Here is a 19,035-nt window from a genome sequence, read left to right as displayed (position 1 = left end):
CGTGACCACCACCCCTACGCTTGACGCAGCGGCTTTCGGCAAGGTCGGCGTGCTGTTCGGCGGACGCTCCGCCGAACGCGAGATCTCGCTCATTTCCGGCTCCGGCGTCCTGGCCGCCCTCCAGAGCCGCGGCATCGATGCCCATGCCTTCGACCCGGGCACGCAAAGCCTGGCCGAACTGGCCGAGCAAGGTTTTGACCGCGTGTTCATCGCGCTGCACGGCCGCTACGGCGAAGACGGCAGCCTGCAGGGCGCCCTCGAACTGCTGGGCATTCCGTACACCGGCAGCGGCGTGATGGCGTCCAGCGTCGGCATGGACAAGATCACCACCAAGAAGATCTGGCTGCAAGAGAACGTGCCGACCCCGCGCTACGTGACCATCGGGCCTGATACCGACCTGGATGCGGTGGTGGCCGACCTCGGCCTGCCGCTGATCGTCAAGCCGCCGCTGGAAGGCTCGAGCATCGGCATCACCAAGGTCACCCAGGCCGATCAGTTGCGAGAAGCAGTCGCGCTGGTGACCAGCATGGACGAAGCGGTGCTGGCCGAGGAATTCGTCACCGGCCGCGAATTCACGGTCGCGGTGCTGGGGCAGGGCGCTGCCGCCCGCGCGCTGCCGATCGTCGAGATCGTGGCGCCGGAAGGCAAGTACGACTACCAGAACAAGTACTTCACCGACGACACCGTATACCACTGCCCGGCGCCGCTGCCGGAGGAGCTGACCCACGAGATCCAGCGCCATGCGGTGAACGCCTACCGCGCCCTGGGTTGCGAGGGTTGGGGACGGGTCGATGTGCTGGTGCGCGAGAGCGATATGCGTCCGTTCCTGCTGGAGGTGAACACCTCGCCCGGCATGACGACCCACTCGCTGGTGCCGATGGCGGCGCGCGCGGTCGGGATCGGCTACGAAGACCTGTGCGTCGAGATCCTGCGTTCGGCGCGGCTCAAGATGGGCCAGAAGGCAAGAGGATAAAACCAGATGTGGCATGACGTCCGGGCCCTCAACGCGACCGCCAGCTTCCTCACGGCGGTGACGGTGCTCGCCGCCCTGATTTCCGGCGTGTGGTGGCTGTCCCAGCGCCCGATGTTTTCGCTCGGCTCGGTGACGGTCGAGAGCATGTACGGGATCGACCTGAAGCACGTGAACGAACTGACCGTGCGTAACGGCGTGCTTGGCAAAATCCGCGGCAACTTCTTCACCGCCGATCTCGAACAGGTGCGCGCGACGTTTGAAACCGTGCCCTGGGTACGCCGCGCCACGGTGCGCCGCGAATGGCCCAACGCGCTGGTGGTCGAGGTCGAGGAACACGAGGCCCTCGGCACCTGGGGCGACGACGGACGCCTGTTGTCGGTGAAAGGCGATGTATTCACCGCCAACGTGGCCGAGACCGAGGATGAGCAGGCCCTGCCGGCCTTCGATGGCCCGGTCGGCAGCGAGAAGGAAGTGCTGGCCCGCTTCAACGACTTGCGCACGGCGTTCGCGCAGGTGGAACTGGTGCCGCAGGAGCTGGCGCTGTCGAACCGGTATGCCTGGACCGTGAAGCTGGACAACGGCATGAGCGTCGCACTGGGACGCGAGCAGGACCGCAACACGCTGCGTAAGCGCGTGCAGCGCCTGGTCGGCGTCTACCCGCAGCTGGTCGCCCGGCTGCGGGAGGGCCGTATCGACACGATCGATATGCGCTATCCGAACGGGCTGGCCCTGTCGTCGGCGGCGCTCACGGTGCCGGTGGACGCGACCAAGCCGGTCAAGGCGGCCAAGCAGCCCAAAGAAGCAACGAACGCTAACAAGCAAGCAACACCCAATAAAACAACCAAGCAAATCTGAGCAGGCAACAGCAATGACAAAAGACGCGAAAAACCTGATCGTCGGCCTCGACATCGGCACCTCCAAGGTGGTGGCCGTGGTCGCCGAGGTGATGTCCGACGGACGCCACGAGGTGATCGGGCTGGGTCAGCACGAGTCGAAGGGATTGAAGAAGGGCGTGGTCGTCAACATCGAGGCCACCGTCGAGTCGATCCAGCGCGCGTTGGAAGAAGCCGAGCTGATGGCGGACTGCAAGATCCGCAACGTCTACGCCGGCATCGCCGGCAGCCATATCCGCTCGTTCAACTCGAGCGGCATGGTGGCGATCAAGGACAAGGAAGTGACGGCCACCGACGTGGCCCGCGTGATCGAGACCGCGAAGGCGGTCAACATCCCGACCGACCAGCAATTGCTGCACACGGTGCCGCAGGAATTCATCGTCGACAACCAGGAAGACGTACGCGAGCCGATCGGCATGAGCGGCATTCGACTGGAAGTACGGGTGCACATCGTCACCGGTGCGGTGTCAGCGGTACAAAATATTGTAAAGTGCGTGCGCCGTTGCGGACTCGAGGTCTCGGACCTGATCCTGCAACCGATGGCGTCCGCCGACGCGGTGCTGACGGTCGATGAAAAAGAACTGGGCGTGGTCCTGATCGACATCGGCGGTGGCACCACCGACATCGCGGTGTTCTCGGACGGCGCGATTCGCCATACGGCGGTCATCCCGATCGCCGGCGACCAGATCACCAGTGACATCGCAATGGCCTTGCGCACGCCGACCGGCGAAGCGGAGGACATCAAGATCCGCTACGGCGTAGCCAAGCAGGTATTGGCCGACCCGGGCGAGACACTCGAAGTGCCAGGTCTCGGCGACCGCGGCCCGCGCGCATTGTCGCGCCAGGCCCTTGCTGCCGTGATCGAGCCCCGGGTGGAAGAACTGTTCGCCATGGTGCACCAGGCCGTGCGCGAATCGGGCTATGAAGGCGTGCTGTCCTCGGGCATCGTCCTCACTGGCGGAAGCTCGATCATGCCCGGCATGATCGAGATGGCGGAAGACATCTTCCTCAAACCCGCGCGCCTCGGCACGCCGGACTATCGCGGCCAGCTGGCCGACGTGGTACGCAGCCCGCGCTATGCGACGGTGCTCGGCCTGCTGCTCGAAGCGAAGAAGCAGTACCTGCGCGGACACATCGTCACGCGCCAGGACGGATCGGTGAAGGCGGTTTGGCAACGAATGAAGGAGTGGATCGCTGGGAACTTCTGATTCATGCACAAATAAAGCACTTGGTAACAATTTAGGTAGCGAAAATTCATCACGGATTACAAGTTTTTACATACAATCGCAGTTACCGGTTTGAGGCAGCGAACCAGCAACGCCAAGGCCTCTTCCCTGGAACCGCATTCTGAAAATTAGGGAGTTCATCATGGAGTTCGATATGGTCGATAACGCAGCACTGGGAACCGTGATCAAGGTCGTTGGCGTCGGCGGCGCCGGCGGCAATGCGGTTCAGCACATGATCAACAAAGGTGTGTCCGGTGTCGAGTTCATCGCCGCAAACACGGACGCGCAGGCACTGGCCGTTTCCAGCGCCAACAACATCATCCAGATCGGCGACTCGGGCCTGGGCGCCGGCATGCGTCCCGAGGTCGGGCGCCAGCTCGCCGAGCAATCGCGTTCGCGCATCGAGGACGCCCTGCGCGGCGCACACATGGTGTTCATCGCCGCCGGCATGGGCGGCGGCACCGGCACCGGCGCCGCGCCGATCGTGGCCGAAGTGGCCAAGACCATGGGCGCCCTGACCGTGGCCGTCGTCTCCAAGCCATTCTCGTACGAGGGCCAGAAGTGCATGGACGTGGCCGAGGAAGGCCTCGAAGAGCTGACCAAGCACGTCGACTCCCTGATCGTCATCCTCAACGAAAAGCTCGAAGACATCTACGAAGACGAATCGATGCTCGACTGGATGAAGCACGCCGACGATGTGCTCAACAACGCGGTGGCCGGCATCGCCGAGATCATCAACGTGCCGGGCCACATCAACGTCGACTTCAACGACGTCAAGACCATCATGGGCGAGCAGGGCAAGGCCATGATGGGCACCGCGACCGCCGCCGGTGTCGACCGCGCGCGCATCGCCGCCGAACAGGCCGTCGCTTCGCCGCTGCTGGACGGCATCGACCTGTCGGGCGCCAAGGGCGTGCTGGTCAACGTGACCGCGAGCCGTGGCCTGAAGGGTAAGGAAATCAAGGAAGTCATGGCCGCCGTGCGCGCCTTCGCGGCGCCGGACGCCTCGATCGCACAGGGTATCGCCTACGACGACGCCATGGGCGACGAGATCCGCGTGACCGTGGTCGCGACGGGCCTGGGCAAGAACAAGAAGTCGATCCAGCTGGTCCAGCCGCAACAGACCATGCGCACCGGCACCTACGATGTGCCGGTGATGCAGGGCGCGGCGGCCGTCGCCGGCGGCCTGACCGCGGGCAAGGCCAGCGCCGACGCCCTGGGCGGCATGAAGCAGCCGGCCGTGTGGCGCCGCGAGCAGGCATCGGAGCAGGTGCAGGCGATGCAGCGCAATGGCGTCGAGACCTATGACATTCCGGCGTTCCTGCGCAAGCAGGCCGACTGAACCGGGACTGTCGTGGTAGTGAAGAGGCCAGCGCAAGCTGGCCTTTTTGTTTGCGAAGCGCCGGCATCACCCGCGACCGGCGTCCTCCAGAGCGTCGTTCCCCGACCCGCGCCACCAGAGCGCCGTTCCGCCCAGGGCGGGAACCCAAGTGTGCACGCGCCGCCACGATCGTCAAACCCCGGCGCATCGCATCGGCCCTGGGTATTCGCCTTGGCGGGTACGACGTGGCGCAGCCGGGGGCGGCCGCGGGCGGCAAGATGCCACCATCGCAGCGCACCCACGTCAGATCGGCGATAATGGCAAGATTCACAAAACATCAACAGGAGCACACATGAGCATTCAGATCGGCGATCGCCTGCCGGAAGGCACCCTCGCGGAATTCATCGAGAACGAAACCGAAGGCTGCAGCCTGGGTCCGAACACCTTCCAGGTGGCGGACCTGGTCAAGGGCAAGAAGATCGTGATCTTCGGCCTGCCGGGCGCGTTCACCCCGGGGTGCTCGGTGCAGCACGTGCCGGGCTTCGTCAAGCACGCCGACGACATCCGCGCGAAGGGCGTCGACGAAATCTGGTGCATCTCGGTCAACGACGCCTTCGTGATGGGCGCCTGGGGCCGCGACCAGAAAGCCACAGGCGTGGTGCGCATGATGGCTGACGGTAACGCCACCTTCACCAAGGCGCTGGGACTGGACAACGACTTCTCGGCGCATGGCATGGGCACGCGCTCGAAGCGCTATTCGATGCTGGTCGAAGACGGCGTGGTCAAGACCCTGGACATCGACGCCAAGGGCATCGATGCCTCGAGCGCAGAGTCGATGCTGCAGAAACTCGGCTGATTCGTTCCGGGTCCCGCCATCGATCAACGGCGCCACGGCGCCGTTTTTGTTCCCATCAAAGAAAGAGGCACGCCGTGAAGCGCCCGTCCGGAAACCTGTACAGCATCTACGCGATGCTGCTCGCCGTGTTCATGTTCGCCCTGATGGACACGGCGATGAAGCTCCTGGCCGCGCGCTATCCGGCGATGCAGGTGGCGGCGCTGCGCGCGATGTGCTCCCTGCCGCTGATCGCGCTCTACGTGGCCTGGCGCGGCGCCTTCAAGGGAATATTCCAGGTGCGCTGGCCGATGCACGTGCTGCGCGGCCTGCTGGGGATCCTGATGCTGGCCTTCTTCGCCTTCGGCCTCAAGAAGCTGTCGCTGGCCGAGGCCTATTCGATCTTCTTCATTGCGCCGGCCTTGATCACCGCGATGTCGGTGCTGTTGTTGAAAGAGCGCGTCAACCTGGCGCGCTGGCTGGCGATCGGCGTCGGCCTGTGTGGCGTGCTGGTGGTGTTGCGTCCGAGCGGCGCCGGATTTCTCACCATTGGCGGGCTGTCGGTGCTGGCGTCCGCCGCCTGCTATGCGGTGTCGGCGATCACGGTGCGGGTGCTGGCGCGCTCCGACCGCAGCGAGCACACGGTGTTCTGGCTGATCGTCATGATTTCGGTTGGCGCCGGCCTGCTGGCGGCGCCCACATGGGTGCCGATACCGGCTGCCGAGATCCCGCTGCTGTGCGGGCTGGCGGTATCGGGTTTCGTCGGCCAGCTGGCGATCACCGAAGCGTTTTCGCGCGGCGAGGCCTCGAGCGTGGCGCCGTTCGAATACTCGGCCCTGGCCTGGGGCGTGGGCCTGGACTGGCTGCTGTGGCGAGCCTTGCCCGACAGCTGGACGCTGGTCGGCGCGGCGATCATCATCGGCAGCGGCCTGTATCTGATCCGCCACGAAAAAGACCACACCGAAGCGGAACATCCATAGCCGGCCCAAGCGCTTTGTCGCTCCCGCGCCACCGGGCCCCAGCCAATCGAGGGGGACGTCAGCGCCCGCGTAAACGCTGGGCTATAATCGGCGAATGCTGAAACAACGAACCATCAAGGAACTGGTCCGCACCACGGGTGTCGGCCTGCACTCCGGCCGCAAGGTCGAGCTGACCCTGCGCCCTGCCGCGCCCGACACCGGCATCGTGTTCCGCCGCGTCGACATGGACCCGATCGTGGCCATCCCGAGCTCCGCCCACGTCGTGGGCGACACCCGCATGGCCTCGGTGCTGATCAAGGACGACGCCCGCGTCTCGACCGTCGAGCACGTGATGTCGGCCTGCGCCGGCCTGGGGTTGGATAACCTGATCATCGACGTCACCGCCGAGGAAATCCCGATCATGGACGGTTCGGCATCGTCCTTCGTGTTCCTGCTGCAGCAGGCCGGCGTCGAAGAGCAGTCGTCGCTGCGCAAGTTCATCCGCGTGCTGAAAGACGTCGAGGTGCGCCAGGGCAGCGGCGCCAGCGAGAAATGGGCGCGCCTGTCGCCGCACAACGGCTACAAGCTCGACTTCTTCATCGAATTCAACCATCCGGCGGTGGACGGCACCATGCAGCGCGCGACCGTCGATTTCGGCGACATCACCTATGTGCGCGACGTGGCGCGCGCGCGCACCTTCGGCTTCATGCAAGATGTGGAAAGCCTGCGCGGCATGGGCCTGGCGCGCGGCGGTTCGTTCGAGAACGCGATCGTGATGGACGAATACCGCATCCTGAACACCGACGGCCTGCGCTACGACGACGAATTCGTGCGCCACAAGATTCTGGATGCGATTGGCGACCTGTACCTGGTCGGTCATCCGCTGCTGGCCAGCTATACGGCCCATAAATCGGGGCATGCGCTCAATAACGACTTGCTGCGCGCATTGCTGGCGCAGCCGGATTCATATGAGATCGTGACCTTCGATGAGCTGGGGACGGCGCCGCCGTCGTATGTGCGGCAGATGACGCGGGAGTGGGCGCAGAGCTGATCCCGCGTCCCGGATCGACGACGACAATGGCTGCGTGCCCCGCCAGGGACACGCAGCCATTGTCCATTTTTCGGACCCTGCCGCTTATTTGCGCTTCGCCGCCAACGCCCTGAGCGCCGCCACCAAAGCGTGATTCTGCTTGGTATCCGGCAGCGCTTGTGCCAGGTCCTCGAACGCCTGCACTGCCGTGGGCGGCAATTCCAGCGTGCGCATCTCTGGCTTGTCGGGCAGGGCGCGCGTTACCTGTAATTTGATCCGGGTCGATTCCACCTGCCAGCCGCGGGCGACCAGCGTTGCCTGCAGCTTGGGCAGCAACTGCTTGAGCCGCGCCGCCAGCGCCGAACTGGGCACGGCCAGGATCAGGACGCCCTCCTGGAACGACAGCACATCGCAATTATGGAAGATCGCCGGCAGCGCCGCCGCGCAGTCGGCCTGCAGGCGCGCCATGCGGCCCACGGCCGGCAGCAGGCTGGCCATGCGGTCGTTGGCGCGCAGGAAATCGGTGGCGGCGTGCGACGTCTTCCGGGTGCTGGTGCCGAAGATGTGGAAGGGCCGGTTGGAAGGAAGGGACGACATTTCCGGGACCATACCACAGTGGGGGCCGTTTGCAATGCCGGACTGTTAACGAATGACCGGCCGGGACGACTCGGCCCAGCCAGCCGGTGTGCCCCGTCGTCCATGTCTCAACTTGTCTTTCGGTAATATAGTTCCTACAATACCGGCGCAGGTTGAATCGATGGCGCGTCGCTGTCGTCCATGCGCGCCCATCCAGATGCTCTTCTCTTCCATCGTCTTCCTGTTCTTCTTCCTCCCGGTATTCCTGGCGCTGTACTACCTGCTGCCGTGGAAGAACGCCATCCTGCTGCTGGGCAGCCTGATCTTCTATGCCTGGGGCGAGCCGGGTTTCGTGCTGCTGCTGATGCTGTCGGCGGTGCTCAACTATGGCGCCGGCATGGCGATCGCGCGCGACCGCAAGCGCGCCAGGGCCTGGCTGGCGGCCGGCGTGACCGTCAACCTGGCGCTGCTGGCCTGGTTCAAGTATGCCGGCTTCCTGGCCGAGGCGATCAAGACCGCGCTCGCCGCCGATTTCCCCGTGCCGCACATCACGCTGCCGCTCGGGATCTCCTTCTTCACCTTCCAGGGCATCTCCTACCTGGTCGACGTCTACCGGGGCGAAGTCGCCGCCCAGTCGAGCTTCCTGCGCTTTGCCACCTATAAAGCGCTGTTCCCGCAGCTGATCGCCGGCCCGATCGTGCGCTACCGCCAGATCGCCGGCGAGATGGGCAAACGCGTGATCACCAATGAACGCATGCTGGCCGGCTTCCAGATCTTCGCGCTCGGCCTGGCCCAGAAAGTCATGATCGCCAACACCCTGGCGCTGCCGGCGGACCGCCTGTTCGGCGCCGTCCACGCCGACCTGTCGGCGCCCACGGCCTGGCTCGGCCTGCTGTGCTACACGCTGCAGATCTATTACGATTTCTGCGGCTACTCGAATATGGCGATCGGGCTGGCCCATATGCTGGGCTTCAGCTTCCCGCCCAACTTCGACCGTCCGTATTCGGCGCGCTCGATGACCGAGTTCTGGCAGCGCTGGCATATCAGCCTGTCGACCTGGTTCCGCGACTACCTGTACATCCCGCTCGGCGGCAACCGGCGCGGCCCGCTGCGCACCTATGTCAACCTGGGCCTGGTGTTCCTGCTGTGCGGGCTGTGGCATGGCGCGGCCTGGACCTTCGTGATCTGGGGCGGCTGGCACGGCCTGTGGCTGATCGTCGAGCGCATGGGATTATCGGACGTGCTGGCGCGTCTGCCACGCGTCGTCGCCCAAGCCTGGACCCTGGTGCTGGTGATGCTGGGCTGGGTGTGGTTCCGGGCGCCGGATGCGGGTTCCGCGCTGACGTATTTCAGCGCGCTGGCCGGCGCCAGCGCCAACCCGCCCGGTCACCCATGGCAGGCCGAGATCGCGTCGCTGGAATTGACCGCCATCGCCATCGGCCTGCTCGGTGCGCTGCTGCCGACCGGCCATGCGCCGGGAGGTTTCGTGCGCCGCTACAGCCATGGAAGCTGGCGCTACCTGCCGCTGGCCGTGGCCAGCGTCGCGCTGTGCGCCTGCGCGCTCGCGAGCGGCACCTATAATCCCTTCCTCTATTTCCGGTTCTGAGCCATGAAAGCGTTCTCACTGCGAAACTCAGTGCGCAAGTGCGCCGCCAGGATCGTGGTCCTCGGCTTCCTGGCGCTGCCGCTCCTGGTGACGGTGCTGCGGCCCGATGCCGGAACGACCGAGCAGCGCGTCCTGGCGCCTGCCCCCGGCGTCCCGGCCACCCTGGACGAGGTGCTCGCCTGGCCGGCCAAGGCCGAAGCCTGGAGCAACGACCACTTCGGCTGGCGCGACAAGATGGTCGAGTCGTATGCGCGCCTGCGCCACGACCTGTTCAAGCGCTTCCCGACGAACCAGATCATGGCCGGGCGGGGTGACCGCATCTTCCTGGCCGCCCACAACGACCGTGGCCAGGGCGCGCCGTACACGGCCTTGATCGCCTGCGGCTGGCAATTCGACGACGGCCCGCGCATCGTGAGGGAATTCGCGCAGTTCGACGACGTCATGAAGGCGCGCGGCGTCCCGGCGCGCATGCTGATCGCGCCATCCGGCCCGGTGGTCTACAGCGACGAGATGTTGCCGTGGCAGTCAGAGCGTTGCAAGCCGGACGAGGTGCCGCTGCGCGGCCTGCTGGCATCGACCGCGCTGACGCCGCAAGCGCGCGCCCGGATCTACTTTCCGCTGAGCGAGGTGTGGGCCATGCGGGAACGCGTCGAGTTCTTCCCGAAGACGCACTTCCATTGGGGCGCATCGGGCGCCGGCGCGGTCGCCGCGCTCACCGAGCGCCACTTCTGGAACCGCGGCGACGAGGCCGGCAAACCTATTCCGTTGTCGGCCAAGGTGGGCCCGTCCGACGTCGCCTATCTGTTCACCGGCATCGAGCGTAACAGCCTGGCCGACACGCCGGATTTCGGCGGCACCACGATCGCGCCGTGTTTCGGCCCGGACTGCTTCCCCGAGATCAAGCCGATGATGGAAAAGCTGGCCGTGGTCGGCCGCTACGTCAACAGCGCGCCGGGACTCGGTCCGCGCCTGGTGATTTTTTCCGACTCCTTCGGTTATATGGGTGCGCCGATGTTCGCGCGCTACCATCGCGAAGTGGTGTACGTGTCGACCAATGCGCTCGCGCGTCTCGACCCGGCCGAAGTGGCGCAATTGCGCAAATTGATGCTCGTGCCGGGCAGCGATGACGAGGTCCTGTTCCTTTATCATGACGCCACTGTCCTGTGGGGCAGGGTGGGCACCGACCTCGCCCTGCTGTTCCCGGAATCCTTCCCGGAGTTTTCCCGAGAAGCAAATAAATAAAGGATTCCTAATAGAAAAACCTTGTTATCTGTGCACCAGTCCCCAAGTGCGTGTCTGGCTTGCATGATAAAATCGGTGGTTATTTGCCTGACGCGGTCTCTGGTGCTTATCACTTTGATATCATCGTGGCTTCTTTTTGCGGCGTATTTTTCTAGAACACAGCATGTCATTCCTGACCCAGATTTTCGGCAGCCGCAACTCGCGTCTGCTCAAGCAGTATCAAAAGACCGTGCGTCAGATCAACGCGCTCGAGCCACAGATGGAGCAGCTCTCGGATGCCGAACTGCAAGCCAAGACGCCTGAATTCAAGGATCGCCTGGCCAAGGGCCAGTCCCTGGACGACATCCTGCCAGAGGCATTCGCCGTCTGCCGCGAAGCGGCCAAGCGCGTCCTCAAGATGCGCCACTTCGACGTGCAGCTGATCGGGGGCATGGTCCTGCACCAGGGCAAGATCGCGGAAATGGGCACGGGTGAAGGCAAAACCCTGATGGCGACCCTGCCGGTCTACCTGAACGGCCTGTCGGGCAAGGGCGTGCATGTGATTACCGTCAACGATTACCTGGCCCAGCGCGACGCCGACCAGATGGGCCAGCTGTACGGCTGGCTGGGCCTCTCCACGGGCGTCAACCTGTCGCAGCTCGACCACGACAGCAAGCAGAAGGCCTACGGTTCCGACATCACCTACGGCACCAACAACGAATTCGGCTTCGACTACCTGCGCGACAATATGGTCTATGACCTGCGCGAGCGCGTGCAGCGCGGCCTCAATTTCTCGGTGGTCGACGAGGTCGACTCGATCCTGATCGACGAAGCGCGTACGCCCTTGATCATCTCCGGCCAGGCCGAGAGCCACACCGACCTGTACCAGCGCCTGAACGAAGTTCCGCCGCAACTGACCCAGCAGATCGGCGAAGAGACTCCGGACGGCAAGGGCAAGATCGAAGTCCCGGGCGACTACCTGAAGGACGAGAAAGCGCACACCGTGCTGCTGACCGAGTCGGGTCACGAGCACGCCGAGGCGATCCTGACGCAAATGGGCCTGCTGCCCGAAGGCGCCTCGCTGTACGACGCCGCCAATATCTCGCTGATCCACCACCTGTACGCGGCGCTGCGCGCCCACGTCCTGTACCACAAGGACCAGCACTACGTGGTGCAGAACAACGAAGTCGTGATCGTCGACGAATTCACCGGTCGCCTGATGACGGGCCGCCGCTGGTCGGACGGCCTGCACCAGGCGGTCGAGGCGAAAGAGGGCGTGCGCATCCAGAACGAGAACCAGACCCTGGCCTCGATCACCTTCCAGAACTACTTCCGCATGTACGGCAAGCTGGCCGGCATGACCGGCACCGCCGATACCGAAGCGTTCGAATTCCAGGAGATCTACGGCCTGGAAACCGTCGTCGTGCCGCCGAACCGTCCATCGCAGCGCAAGGATCGCCAGGACCAGGTCTACAAGACGTCCGAAGAAAAGTACAACGCGATGTTGAACGACATCCGCGACTGCTACGAGCGCGGCCAGCCGGTGCTGGTCGGCACCACCTCGATCGAGAACTCCGAGCTGCTGTCGGGCATCCTCACCAAGGCCAAGCTGCCGCACAACGTCCTGAACGCGAAGCAGCACGCGCGCGAAGCCGAGATCGTAGCCCAGGCCGGCCGTCCGAAGATGATCACCATCGCCACCAATATGGCCGGCCGCGGTACCGACATCGTCCTGGGCGGCAACGTCGGCAAGCAGATCCAGATCATCGAGGCCGACGCCAACCTGTCGCCGGAGCAGAAAGCGGCCCAGTCGCAGCAGCTGCGCGACGAATGGCAGTCGCTGCACGACCACGTGGTCAATGCCGGCGGCCTGCACATCATCGGCACCGAGCGCCACGAATCGCGCCGGGTCGACAACCAGCTGCGTGGCCGTTCGGGCCGCCAGGGCGACCCGGGTTCCTCGCGCTTCTACCTGTGCCTCGATGATGCGCTGCTGCGCATCTTCGCCGGCGACCGCGTGCGCGCCATCATGGACCGCCTCAAGATGCCGGAAGGCGAACCGATCGAAGCGGGCATCGTCTCGCGCTCGATCGAGTCGGCCCAGCGCAAGGTCGAGGCCCGCAACTTCGACATCCGCAAGCAGCTGCTCGAATACGACGACGTCGCCAACGACCAGCGCAAGGTGATCTACACCCAGCGTAACGAACTGCTGGAGTCGGCCGACATCAGCGAGATGATCAATTCGCTGCGCGTGGGCGTGTTCACCGACCTGGTGCGCGACTACGTGCCGGCCGAATCGGTCGAGGAACAATGGGACGTCAAGACGCTGGAAAGCACGCTGTCGTCGGAATGGAACCTGGATGTCCCGCTGCAGCAGATGCTGCAGGATGAGCCGAACCTGAACGACGACGACATCCTCGAGCGCGTGCTGGCCGCGGCCGAGGCTTCGTATGGCAGCAAGGTCGGCGTGGTGGGCAAGGAATCGTTCGGCGGCTTCGAGCGCAACGTCATGCTGCAGAGCGTGGATACCCACTGGCGCGAACACCTCGCGGCGCTGGACCACCTGCGCCAGGGCATCCACCTGCGCGGCTATGCGCAGAAGAACCCGAAGCAGGAATACAAGCGCGAAGCGTTCCAGCTGTTCAGCAGCATGCTCGACCTGATCAAGAACGAAGTCATTCGCACCGTGATGACCGTGCGCATTCAGTCGCGCGAAGAAGTCGAGGCAGCCGAGGCGGCGATGGCGGCCCAGGCCGCGCACCTGGAAAACGTCAACTACCAGCATGCCGACTTCAACCCGTCGGCGGCGCCCGAGGAACTGCTCAATCCGAATCCGAACACCAGCGGCGCGGGCCAGGCCGTGTCGGCCGAGGACCACAGCAGCTATATGGGCGTGAAGGTCGGCCGCAACGATCCATGCCCTTGCGGCAGCGGCAAGAAGTTCAAGCAGTGCCACGGCAAACTGGCGTAAGCCATCGACCGCAGCATGAAAAACGGCCGGGGTGACCCGGCCGTTTTTCATGGCGGCGAGCCTGGGCTAGCCTGCCCAGTAGTCGACAACCAGCGAGCGCGCCAGGCAGCCGCCCAGCGTGCCCACGAAACGCTGGTGTTCAGGGTGGACGAGATAGGCGTCGCGCTCTTCGCTGCTGGCGAAGCTCAGCGTGAAGCAATGGGTAAAGCCGTCGCTCAGCCCTTCGGGGCTGACATTGGTGCCCCATTCGTAGCTCACGATGCCCGGGATGGCGGCGGGCAGGGCGCCGAAAGCGGCGACGATCGATGACACCTGTTCGGCGCTGGCGTCGTCTTTGAACGAGAACAGCACGACATGGCGAAGAAGCGGACGCGCGGTAGCGGACATGATTGCGCCGATGAATGAGGATTGCACCATCTTAGCTGCTGGTCGTGGCGTCCAGCGCGCGTTTGCACGGCAATGCGGGCCAGTGCGGCTCTCAAGGCCCCGCGCTGGCGTTACAATAACGCATTCGACAATTTTTCCAACGAGATCACCATGGCCGTCAATTCCCCCCTGCCAGTCGCCGCCGACCTGAAGCCTGTCAACGGTGTCGAGATCGGCTTTGCCGAAGCCGGCATCAAGAAGCCGAACCGCAAGGATGTCCTGATCATGAAGCTGGCCGAAGGCGCGACCGTCTCCGGCGTGTTTACCCTGAACCGCTTCTGCGCCGCGCCGGTGCAGGTCAGCAAGGCCAATCTCGAAGCCGTCAGGAACGGCGCCGCGCCGATCCGCGCGCTGGTGGTCAACACGGGTAACGCCAACGCCGGCACCGGCGAGCAGGGCCTGGCCAATGCCCAGGCTACCTGCGCCGAAGTGGCCAGGTTGCTGGGCATCGAGGCCGGCCAGGTGCTGCCATTCTCGACCGGCGTGATCCTGGAACAGCTGCCGATGCAAAAGCTCCTGGCCGGCCTGCCCGCCGCCGCGGCGAGCCTGAAGCTCGATAACTGGTTCAACGCCGCCGAGGCGATCATGACCACCGACACCCAGCCGAAAGCGGCATCGACCACCGTGACCATCGGCGGCCACGCCGTCACGATGACCGGCATCAGCAAGGGCGCCGGCATGATCAAGCCGAATATGGCGACCATGCTCGGCTACCTGGCGATCGACGCCAGGGTCGCCCAGCCGGTGCTGGATGAACTGGTCAGGCACGCGGCCGACCACTCGTTCAACGCCATCACCATCGATGGCGATACCTCGACCAACGATTCCTTCATCGTGGTCGCCACCGGCACCGGCGGCCTGGTCGTGGACAGCACCAGCGGCGCCGAGTACGAAGCGCTGAAGGACGCCGTGACCGACATCTCGCGCAACCTGGCGCAGCAGATCATCCGCGACGGCGAAGGCGCGACCAAGTTCATGACCATCACGGTCGACGAAGGCCGCGACGTGGCGGAGTGCCGCAAGATCGCCTACGCGATCGCGCACTCGCCGCTGGTCAAGACCGCCTTCTTCGCGTCCGACCCGAACCTGGGCCGCATCCTGGCCGCGGTCGGCTATGCCGGCGTCGACGACCTCGATGTGACCAAGCTCGATCTCTACCTGGACGACGTCTGGGTCGCCAAGAGCGGTGGCCGCAATCCGGATTACAAGGAAGAAGACGGCCAGCGCGTGATGAAGCAATCCGAGATCACGGTGCGCGTCAAGCTGGCCCGAGGTGACGCCTCGGCCACTGTCTGGACCTGCGACCTGTCGCACGACTACGTCTCGATCAACGCCGACTACCGTTCCTGATTCGATGACGCCGCTGGAGCCACAGCTGGACCGTTTTCTGCGTCGGGCAGAAGCGCTGCTCGAGCGCCTCGAGGCGGTGCTGCCGCCCACCACGGCGCGCGAGCCCGATTGGAAGCGCAGCTTCGCCTTCCGCTGGCGCCGTCGTGCTGTCGGCAGTTCCTTCGGGGGCGGCCACTACCTGCAGCCGGTGCTGCATGCGTCGACCATCTCGCTGGGCGACCTGCATCACGTCGAAGCACAAAAGCGCCAGATCGAGCAGAACACGCGCCAGTTCGTCGCGCGCCGCCCGGCCAATAACGTGCTGCTCACCGGCGCGCGCGGCACCGGCAAGTCGTCGCTGATCAAGGCCTGCCTGAACGCCTTCGCCGACCAGGGCCTGCGCCTGATCGAGGTCGACAAGGCCGACCTGGCCGACCTGCCCGACATCATCGACCTGGTCGCCGGCCGGCCGGAGCGCTTCGTGGTCTTCTGCGACGACCTGTCGTTCGAAGAGGGAGAGGCCGGCTACAAGGCATTGAAGGTCGCGCTCGACGGCAGCATCACGGCGCAATCGGACAATGTGCTGATCTACGCGACCTCGAACCGGCGCCACCTGATGCCCGAGAAAATGTCGGACAACGCCAGTTATCGCCACGGCGAGGACGGCGACCTGCATCCGGGCGAGACGGTCGAAGAAAAGATCTCGCTGTCCGAGCGTTTTGGCCTGTGGCTGTCGTTCTATCCGTTCCGCCAGGACGACTATCTGGCCATCGTCGGCCACTGGCTGGCCAGCTTCGGCTGCACGCCGCAGCAGATCGATGCAGCGCGGCCCGAGGCCCTGCAATGGGCGTTGCAGCGCGGCTCGCGCTCGGGCCGCGTGGCCTGGCAATTCGCGAAAGACTACGCCGGCAAGCTGCCGGATGATGCAAGCAATGGGTAATATGCGTACCAACAAACCGCCGGTCGACGTGGCCGTCGGCGTCCTGATGCGGCCCGACGGCGATGTCCTGCTCGGCCAGCGTCCCGAGGGCAAGCCCTATGCCGGCTACTGGGAATTCCCGGGCGGGAAGGTCGAAGCCGGGGAGGACATCTTCGCCGCCCTGCAGCGCGAGTTCATGGAAGAACTCGGGGTGCAGGTCGTGAGCGGCGAGGCCTGGTGCTGCGTCGAGCACGTGTACGAGCACGCCCACGTGCGCCTGTACTTCTACATCTGCCGCGAGTGGCAGGGAGAACCGCAAAGCCTGGAAGGCCAGGCCTTCGCCTGGCAGGGCGCCTTCGGCGTGAGCCCGCTGCTGCCGGCCACCATCCCGCTGCTCGAATGGCTCGACCGGGTACGCTATCCGGATCGTCAATCTTAAGGAACACGCGTGAAAATCATCATCCTCGGCAGTGGCGTCATCGGAACCGCATCGGCGTACTTCCTGGCCCAGGCCGGGCATGACGTCACCGTGATCGACCGCCAGAGCGGCGCCGGGATGGAGACCAGCTTCGGCAACGCCGGCGAGATCTCGCCCGGCTACGCCACGCCGTGGGCCGGACCGGGCGTGCCGATGAAGGCGATCAAATGGCTGGCGATGCAGCACAGCCCCCTGGTGATCCGGCCCAGGCTCGATTGGCAGCAATGGCGCTGGATCTTGCAGATGCTCGCCAACTGCAACACCAGCAGCTACCAGGTCAACAAGGGCCGCATGGTGCGCCTGGCCGAGTACAGCCGCGACGTACTGGTCCAGCTGCGCCGCGACACCGGCATCGCCTACGACGAACGCAGCCAGGGCACGCTGCAGCTGTTCCGCACCCAGAAGCAGCTCGATGGCGCGCATACCGATACCGAGGTGCTGGAGCGTTCGGGCGTTCCCTACAAGCTGCTCGATCCGGTCGGTTGCACCCAGTACGAGCCGGCGCTGGCGCGCGTGCCGGGCAGGTACGTCGGCGGCCTGCTGCTGCCGAATGACGAGACGGGCGACTGCTTCAAGTTCACGCAGGCGCTGGCCGAACTGGCGAAGGGGCTGGGCGTGAAGTTCCGCCACGAGGTCAGGATCGAGCGCCTGAACGTCGAGGGTGACCGCGTGGTCGGCGTCGTCACGAATAAAGGCGAGCTGAAATCCGAGGCTTTCGTGCTGGCGCTGGGCAGCTACTCGCCGTTGCTGCTCGAGCAGATCGGCATCCACATCCCGGTGTATCCGGTCAAGGGCTATTCGATCACGGTGCCGATCAGCGATCCGTCGGGCGCGCCGGAATCGACCGTGATGGACGAGACCTACAAGGTGGCCATCACGCGCCTGGGCGACCGTATTCGCGTCGGCGGCACGGCGGAGCTGTGCGGCTACGACCTGCGCCTGCACCAGGCGCGGCGCGACACGCTCGAACACTCGGTGACCAACCTGTTCCCAGACGGCGGCGACGTGCGCCAGGCTTCGTTCTGGTGCGGCCTGCGGCCGATGACGCCGGACGGCACGCCAGTGATCGGGCCGACGCCGTACCGCAACCTGTTCCTGAATACGGGCCATGGCACGCTCGGATGGACCATGTCGTGCGGATCAGGAAGGGTGCTGGCGGACTTGCTGTCGGGGCGTCAGCCCGAGATCGGGCTGGAAGGCCTGTTCATGGACCGTTACGGGCGGCGCAACAGGCCGGTGGTGGTACCGGCGGGGATGACGGTCTAACGCTCGTCGGACGGTTCGTCGAGGGGATCGGCCGGCGCGGCGCCGGGGATCACGAACTTCTCTTCGGCCCAGGCGCCCAGGTCGATTTTCTTGCAGCGCTCGGAGCAGAACGGACGGAATTTGTTCGCTTCGGTCCATTCGACTTGCTTGCTGCAGGTAGGGCAGGCTACGACGGTCATTGCACTTTCAATCAAACGTAAAAATCAGCAATCAGAAATTGCAGAGGGTCAGGTCAAACGGCACGTCTTCTTCCAGCGGCTTCGGCTTGCAATCGCCGTCCTGGCTGGTGAAGCGCACCCACAGCATGTACTTGTTGGCCGAGATCTCGGGGATCGCGCCCGTCGATTCGTCCAGGGTCAAGCGCAGCATCTGGTAGATTTTACCCTGTAACATCTGCTGGTAGCTGCCCGCCGAGGCGAACATCTTGACCGGCGCGCCGGAATTGCGCAGCAGGCGCAGCACCAGGGACAGCGCGTCCAGCAGCGGCGCGAGGGGGCCGAACCAGCCCATGATGTCCGCATGGCGCTTCCCGGCCGGGCGCTTTTGCCAGGCGTAGTAGGACGGCAGGTCGAATTCGCAGGCGCCGCCAGGGATGATGGTGCGGCCGCGAATGCTCATCAGCCATTCGTTGTCGCGCACGTTCTGGCCGGTCTTGCCCTGGCTTGCCACCAGGGCGCTGCTGGCCGTGTCCAGTTCGGACAGCACGGCGTCGAGGGTGTCGGTGGCGACCGCGGGATTGCTGCGGTAGGCCAGCAGACTTTGCCTTTGCCGTTCGAGTTCTTGCAGCAGGTCGGATTTCAGGTCGGCGCGGCCGGCCACTTCCAGCATGTCGAAGATCGTCGAGAGGGCGACATGGTGCTGCATCGGGTGTTCTTGATGCACAAAGAACTTGAATTTATCGTACAGGTCCTCCAGCCGCAACAACGTGCGAATCCGCTCGTTGAAAGGATATTCGTAGACGATCAAAATGACATTCCTCTGAATGTAGGCTGGCAAGTAACTTGGTGAT

18 protein-coding genes are annotated in these 19,035 nt (G+C 64.8%); 14 read left to right on the top strand and 4 right to left on the bottom strand.

Annotated features, from left to right (window positions below; all coding sequences use genetic code 11):
* Position 1 precedes the first annotated feature (1 nt).
* The 7 genes from AC56KW_RS06745 to lpxC all read left to right on the top strand — a co-directional run bounded on the left by AC56KW_RS06745 (position 2) and on the right by lpxC (position 7,255).
* The gene (locus AC56KW_RS06745; RefSeq protein WP_497169969.1) at positions 2 to 973 is read left to right on the top strand and encodes a D-alanine--D-alanine ligase; all 972 of its coding nucleotides are present in this window, start codon (positions 2 to 4) and stop codon (positions 971 to 973) included.
* A 6-nt stretch (positions 974 to 979) separates the two neighbouring features.
* Positions 980 to 1,828 (top strand): cell division protein FtsQ/DivIB, encoded by an 849-nt coding sequence (locus AC56KW_RS06740; RefSeq protein WP_497169968.1) that lies wholly within the window; start codon positions 980 to 982, stop codon positions 1,826 to 1,828.
* A gap of 13 nt (positions 1,829 to 1,841) precedes the next feature.
* Positions 1,842 to 3,074: a cell division protein FtsA gene (gene ftsA / locus AC56KW_RS06735; RefSeq protein ID WP_005668243.1), complete on the top strand. Its 1,233-nt coding sequence runs from the start codon at positions 1,842 to 1,844 to the stop codon at positions 3,072 to 3,074.
* A gap of 160 nt (positions 3,075 to 3,234) precedes the next feature.
* Entirely contained in the window at positions 3,235 to 4,434 is a 1,200-nt protein-coding gene (gene ftsZ / locus AC56KW_RS06730) for a cell division protein FtsZ (protein ID WP_497169967.1), read from the top strand.
* Between the two features lie 331 nt (positions 4,435 to 4,765).
* Positions 4,766 to 5,269, top strand: coding sequence for a peroxiredoxin (locus AC56KW_RS06725; protein WP_497169966.1), 504 nt, complete (start codon positions 4,766 to 4,768; stop codon positions 5,267 to 5,269).
* 113 nt (positions 5,270 to 5,382) lie between these two features.
* Positions 5,383 to 6,225, top strand: a complete 843-nt coding sequence (locus AC56KW_RS06720; protein ID WP_497170227.1) for a DMT family transporter — start codon at positions 5,383 to 5,385, stop codon at positions 6,223 to 6,225.
* Positions 6,226 to 6,319: 94 nt separating this feature from the next.
* Positions 6,320 to 7,255, top strand: coding sequence for a UDP-3-O-acyl-N-acetylglucosamine deacetylase (lpxC, locus tag AC56KW_RS06715; protein WP_497169965.1), 936 nt, complete (start codon positions 6,320 to 6,322; stop codon positions 7,253 to 7,255).
* A gap of 84 nt (positions 7,256 to 7,339) precedes the next feature.
* Here the strand turns inward: lpxC and AC56KW_RS06710 are convergent, their stop codons facing one another.
* Positions 7,340 to 7,831, bottom strand: coding sequence for a DciA family protein (locus AC56KW_RS06710; RefSeq protein ID WP_497169964.1), 492 nt, complete (start codon positions 7,829 to 7,831; stop codon positions 7,340 to 7,342).
* 196 nt (positions 7,832 to 8,027) lie between these two features.
* On the opposite strand from AC56KW_RS06710, the gene AC56KW_RS06705 reads away from it, so the two are divergent.
* The 3 genes from AC56KW_RS06705 (at position 8,028) to secA (ending at position 13,608) form a co-directional block, all read left to right on the top strand.
* Positions 8,028 to 9,416: an MBOAT family O-acyltransferase gene (locus tag AC56KW_RS06705; protein ID WP_497169963.1), complete on the top strand. Its 1,389-nt coding sequence runs from the start codon at positions 8,028 to 8,030 to the stop codon at positions 9,414 to 9,416.
* 3 nt (positions 9,417 to 9,419) lie between these two features.
* Complete coding sequence (locus tag AC56KW_RS06700; RefSeq protein WP_497169962.1) at positions 9,420 to 10,658, top strand: alginate O-acetyltransferase AlgX-related protein; 1,239 nt, start codon at positions 9,420 to 9,422, stop codon at positions 10,656 to 10,658.
* 163 nt (positions 10,659 to 10,821) lie between these two features.
* The gene (gene secA, locus AC56KW_RS06695) at positions 10,822 to 13,608 is read left to right on the top strand and encodes a preprotein translocase subunit SecA (RefSeq protein WP_497169961.1); all 2,787 of its coding nucleotides are present in this window, start codon (positions 10,822 to 10,824) and stop codon (positions 13,606 to 13,608) included.
* A gap of 66 nt (positions 13,609 to 13,674) precedes the next feature.
* On the opposite strand, the gene AC56KW_RS06690 is transcribed toward secA, so the two are convergent.
* Entirely contained in the window at positions 13,675 to 14,025 is a 351-nt protein-coding gene (locus tag AC56KW_RS06690; RefSeq protein ID WP_497169960.1) for a Dabb family protein, read from the bottom strand.
* Between the two features lie 120 nt (positions 14,026 to 14,145).
* On the opposite strand from AC56KW_RS06690, the gene argJ reads away from it, so the two are divergent.
* From argJ to AC56KW_RS06670, 4 genes are read left to right on the top strand one after another with little or no spacing between them, the layout of a single operon-like run.
* Positions 14,146 to 15,384 (top strand): bifunctional glutamate N-acetyltransferase/amino-acid acetyltransferase ArgJ, encoded by a 1,239-nt coding sequence (gene argJ / locus AC56KW_RS06685; protein ID WP_497169959.1) that lies wholly within the window; start codon positions 14,146 to 14,148, stop codon positions 15,382 to 15,384.
* Positions 15,385 to 15,388: 4 nt separating this feature from the next.
* Positions 15,389 to 16,303: an ATP-binding protein gene (locus AC56KW_RS06680; RefSeq protein ID WP_497169958.1), complete on the top strand. Its 915-nt coding sequence runs from the start codon at positions 15,389 to 15,391 to the stop codon at positions 16,301 to 16,303.
* Position 16,304: 1 nt separating this feature from the next.
* The gene (locus tag AC56KW_RS06675) at positions 16,305 to 16,721 is read left to right on the top strand and encodes an NUDIX domain-containing protein (RefSeq protein WP_497169957.1); all 417 of its coding nucleotides are present in this window, start codon (positions 16,305 to 16,307) and stop codon (positions 16,719 to 16,721) included.
* Between the two features lie 9 nt (positions 16,722 to 16,730).
* Positions 16,731 to 18,026, top strand: a complete 1,296-nt coding sequence (locus tag AC56KW_RS06670; protein WP_497169956.1) for a D-amino acid dehydrogenase — start codon at positions 16,731 to 16,733, stop codon at positions 18,024 to 18,026.
* Here AC56KW_RS06670 and AC56KW_RS06665 read toward each other — a convergent pair.
* Positions 18,023 to 18,205 carry a DNA gyrase inhibitor YacG gene (locus AC56KW_RS06665; protein WP_497169955.1) on the bottom strand — a complete coding sequence of 61 codons (183 nt, stop codon included), beginning with the start codon at positions 18,203 to 18,205 and terminating at the stop codon, positions 18,023 to 18,025. The two genes, AC56KW_RS06670 and AC56KW_RS06665, sit on opposite strands and share 4 nt — an antisense overlap.
* A gap of 31 nt (positions 18,206 to 18,236) precedes the next feature.
* Positions 18,237 to 18,992: a cell division protein ZapD gene (zapD, locus tag AC56KW_RS06660; protein WP_497169954.1), complete on the bottom strand. Its 756-nt coding sequence runs from the start codon at positions 18,990 to 18,992 to the stop codon at positions 18,237 to 18,239.
* Positions 18,993 to 19,035: the final 43 nt, after the last annotated feature.

The organism is Telluria sp. RT2P19 (assembly GCF_059685725.1).
This window is presented reverse-complemented; position numbering and strand designations above follow the sequence as displayed.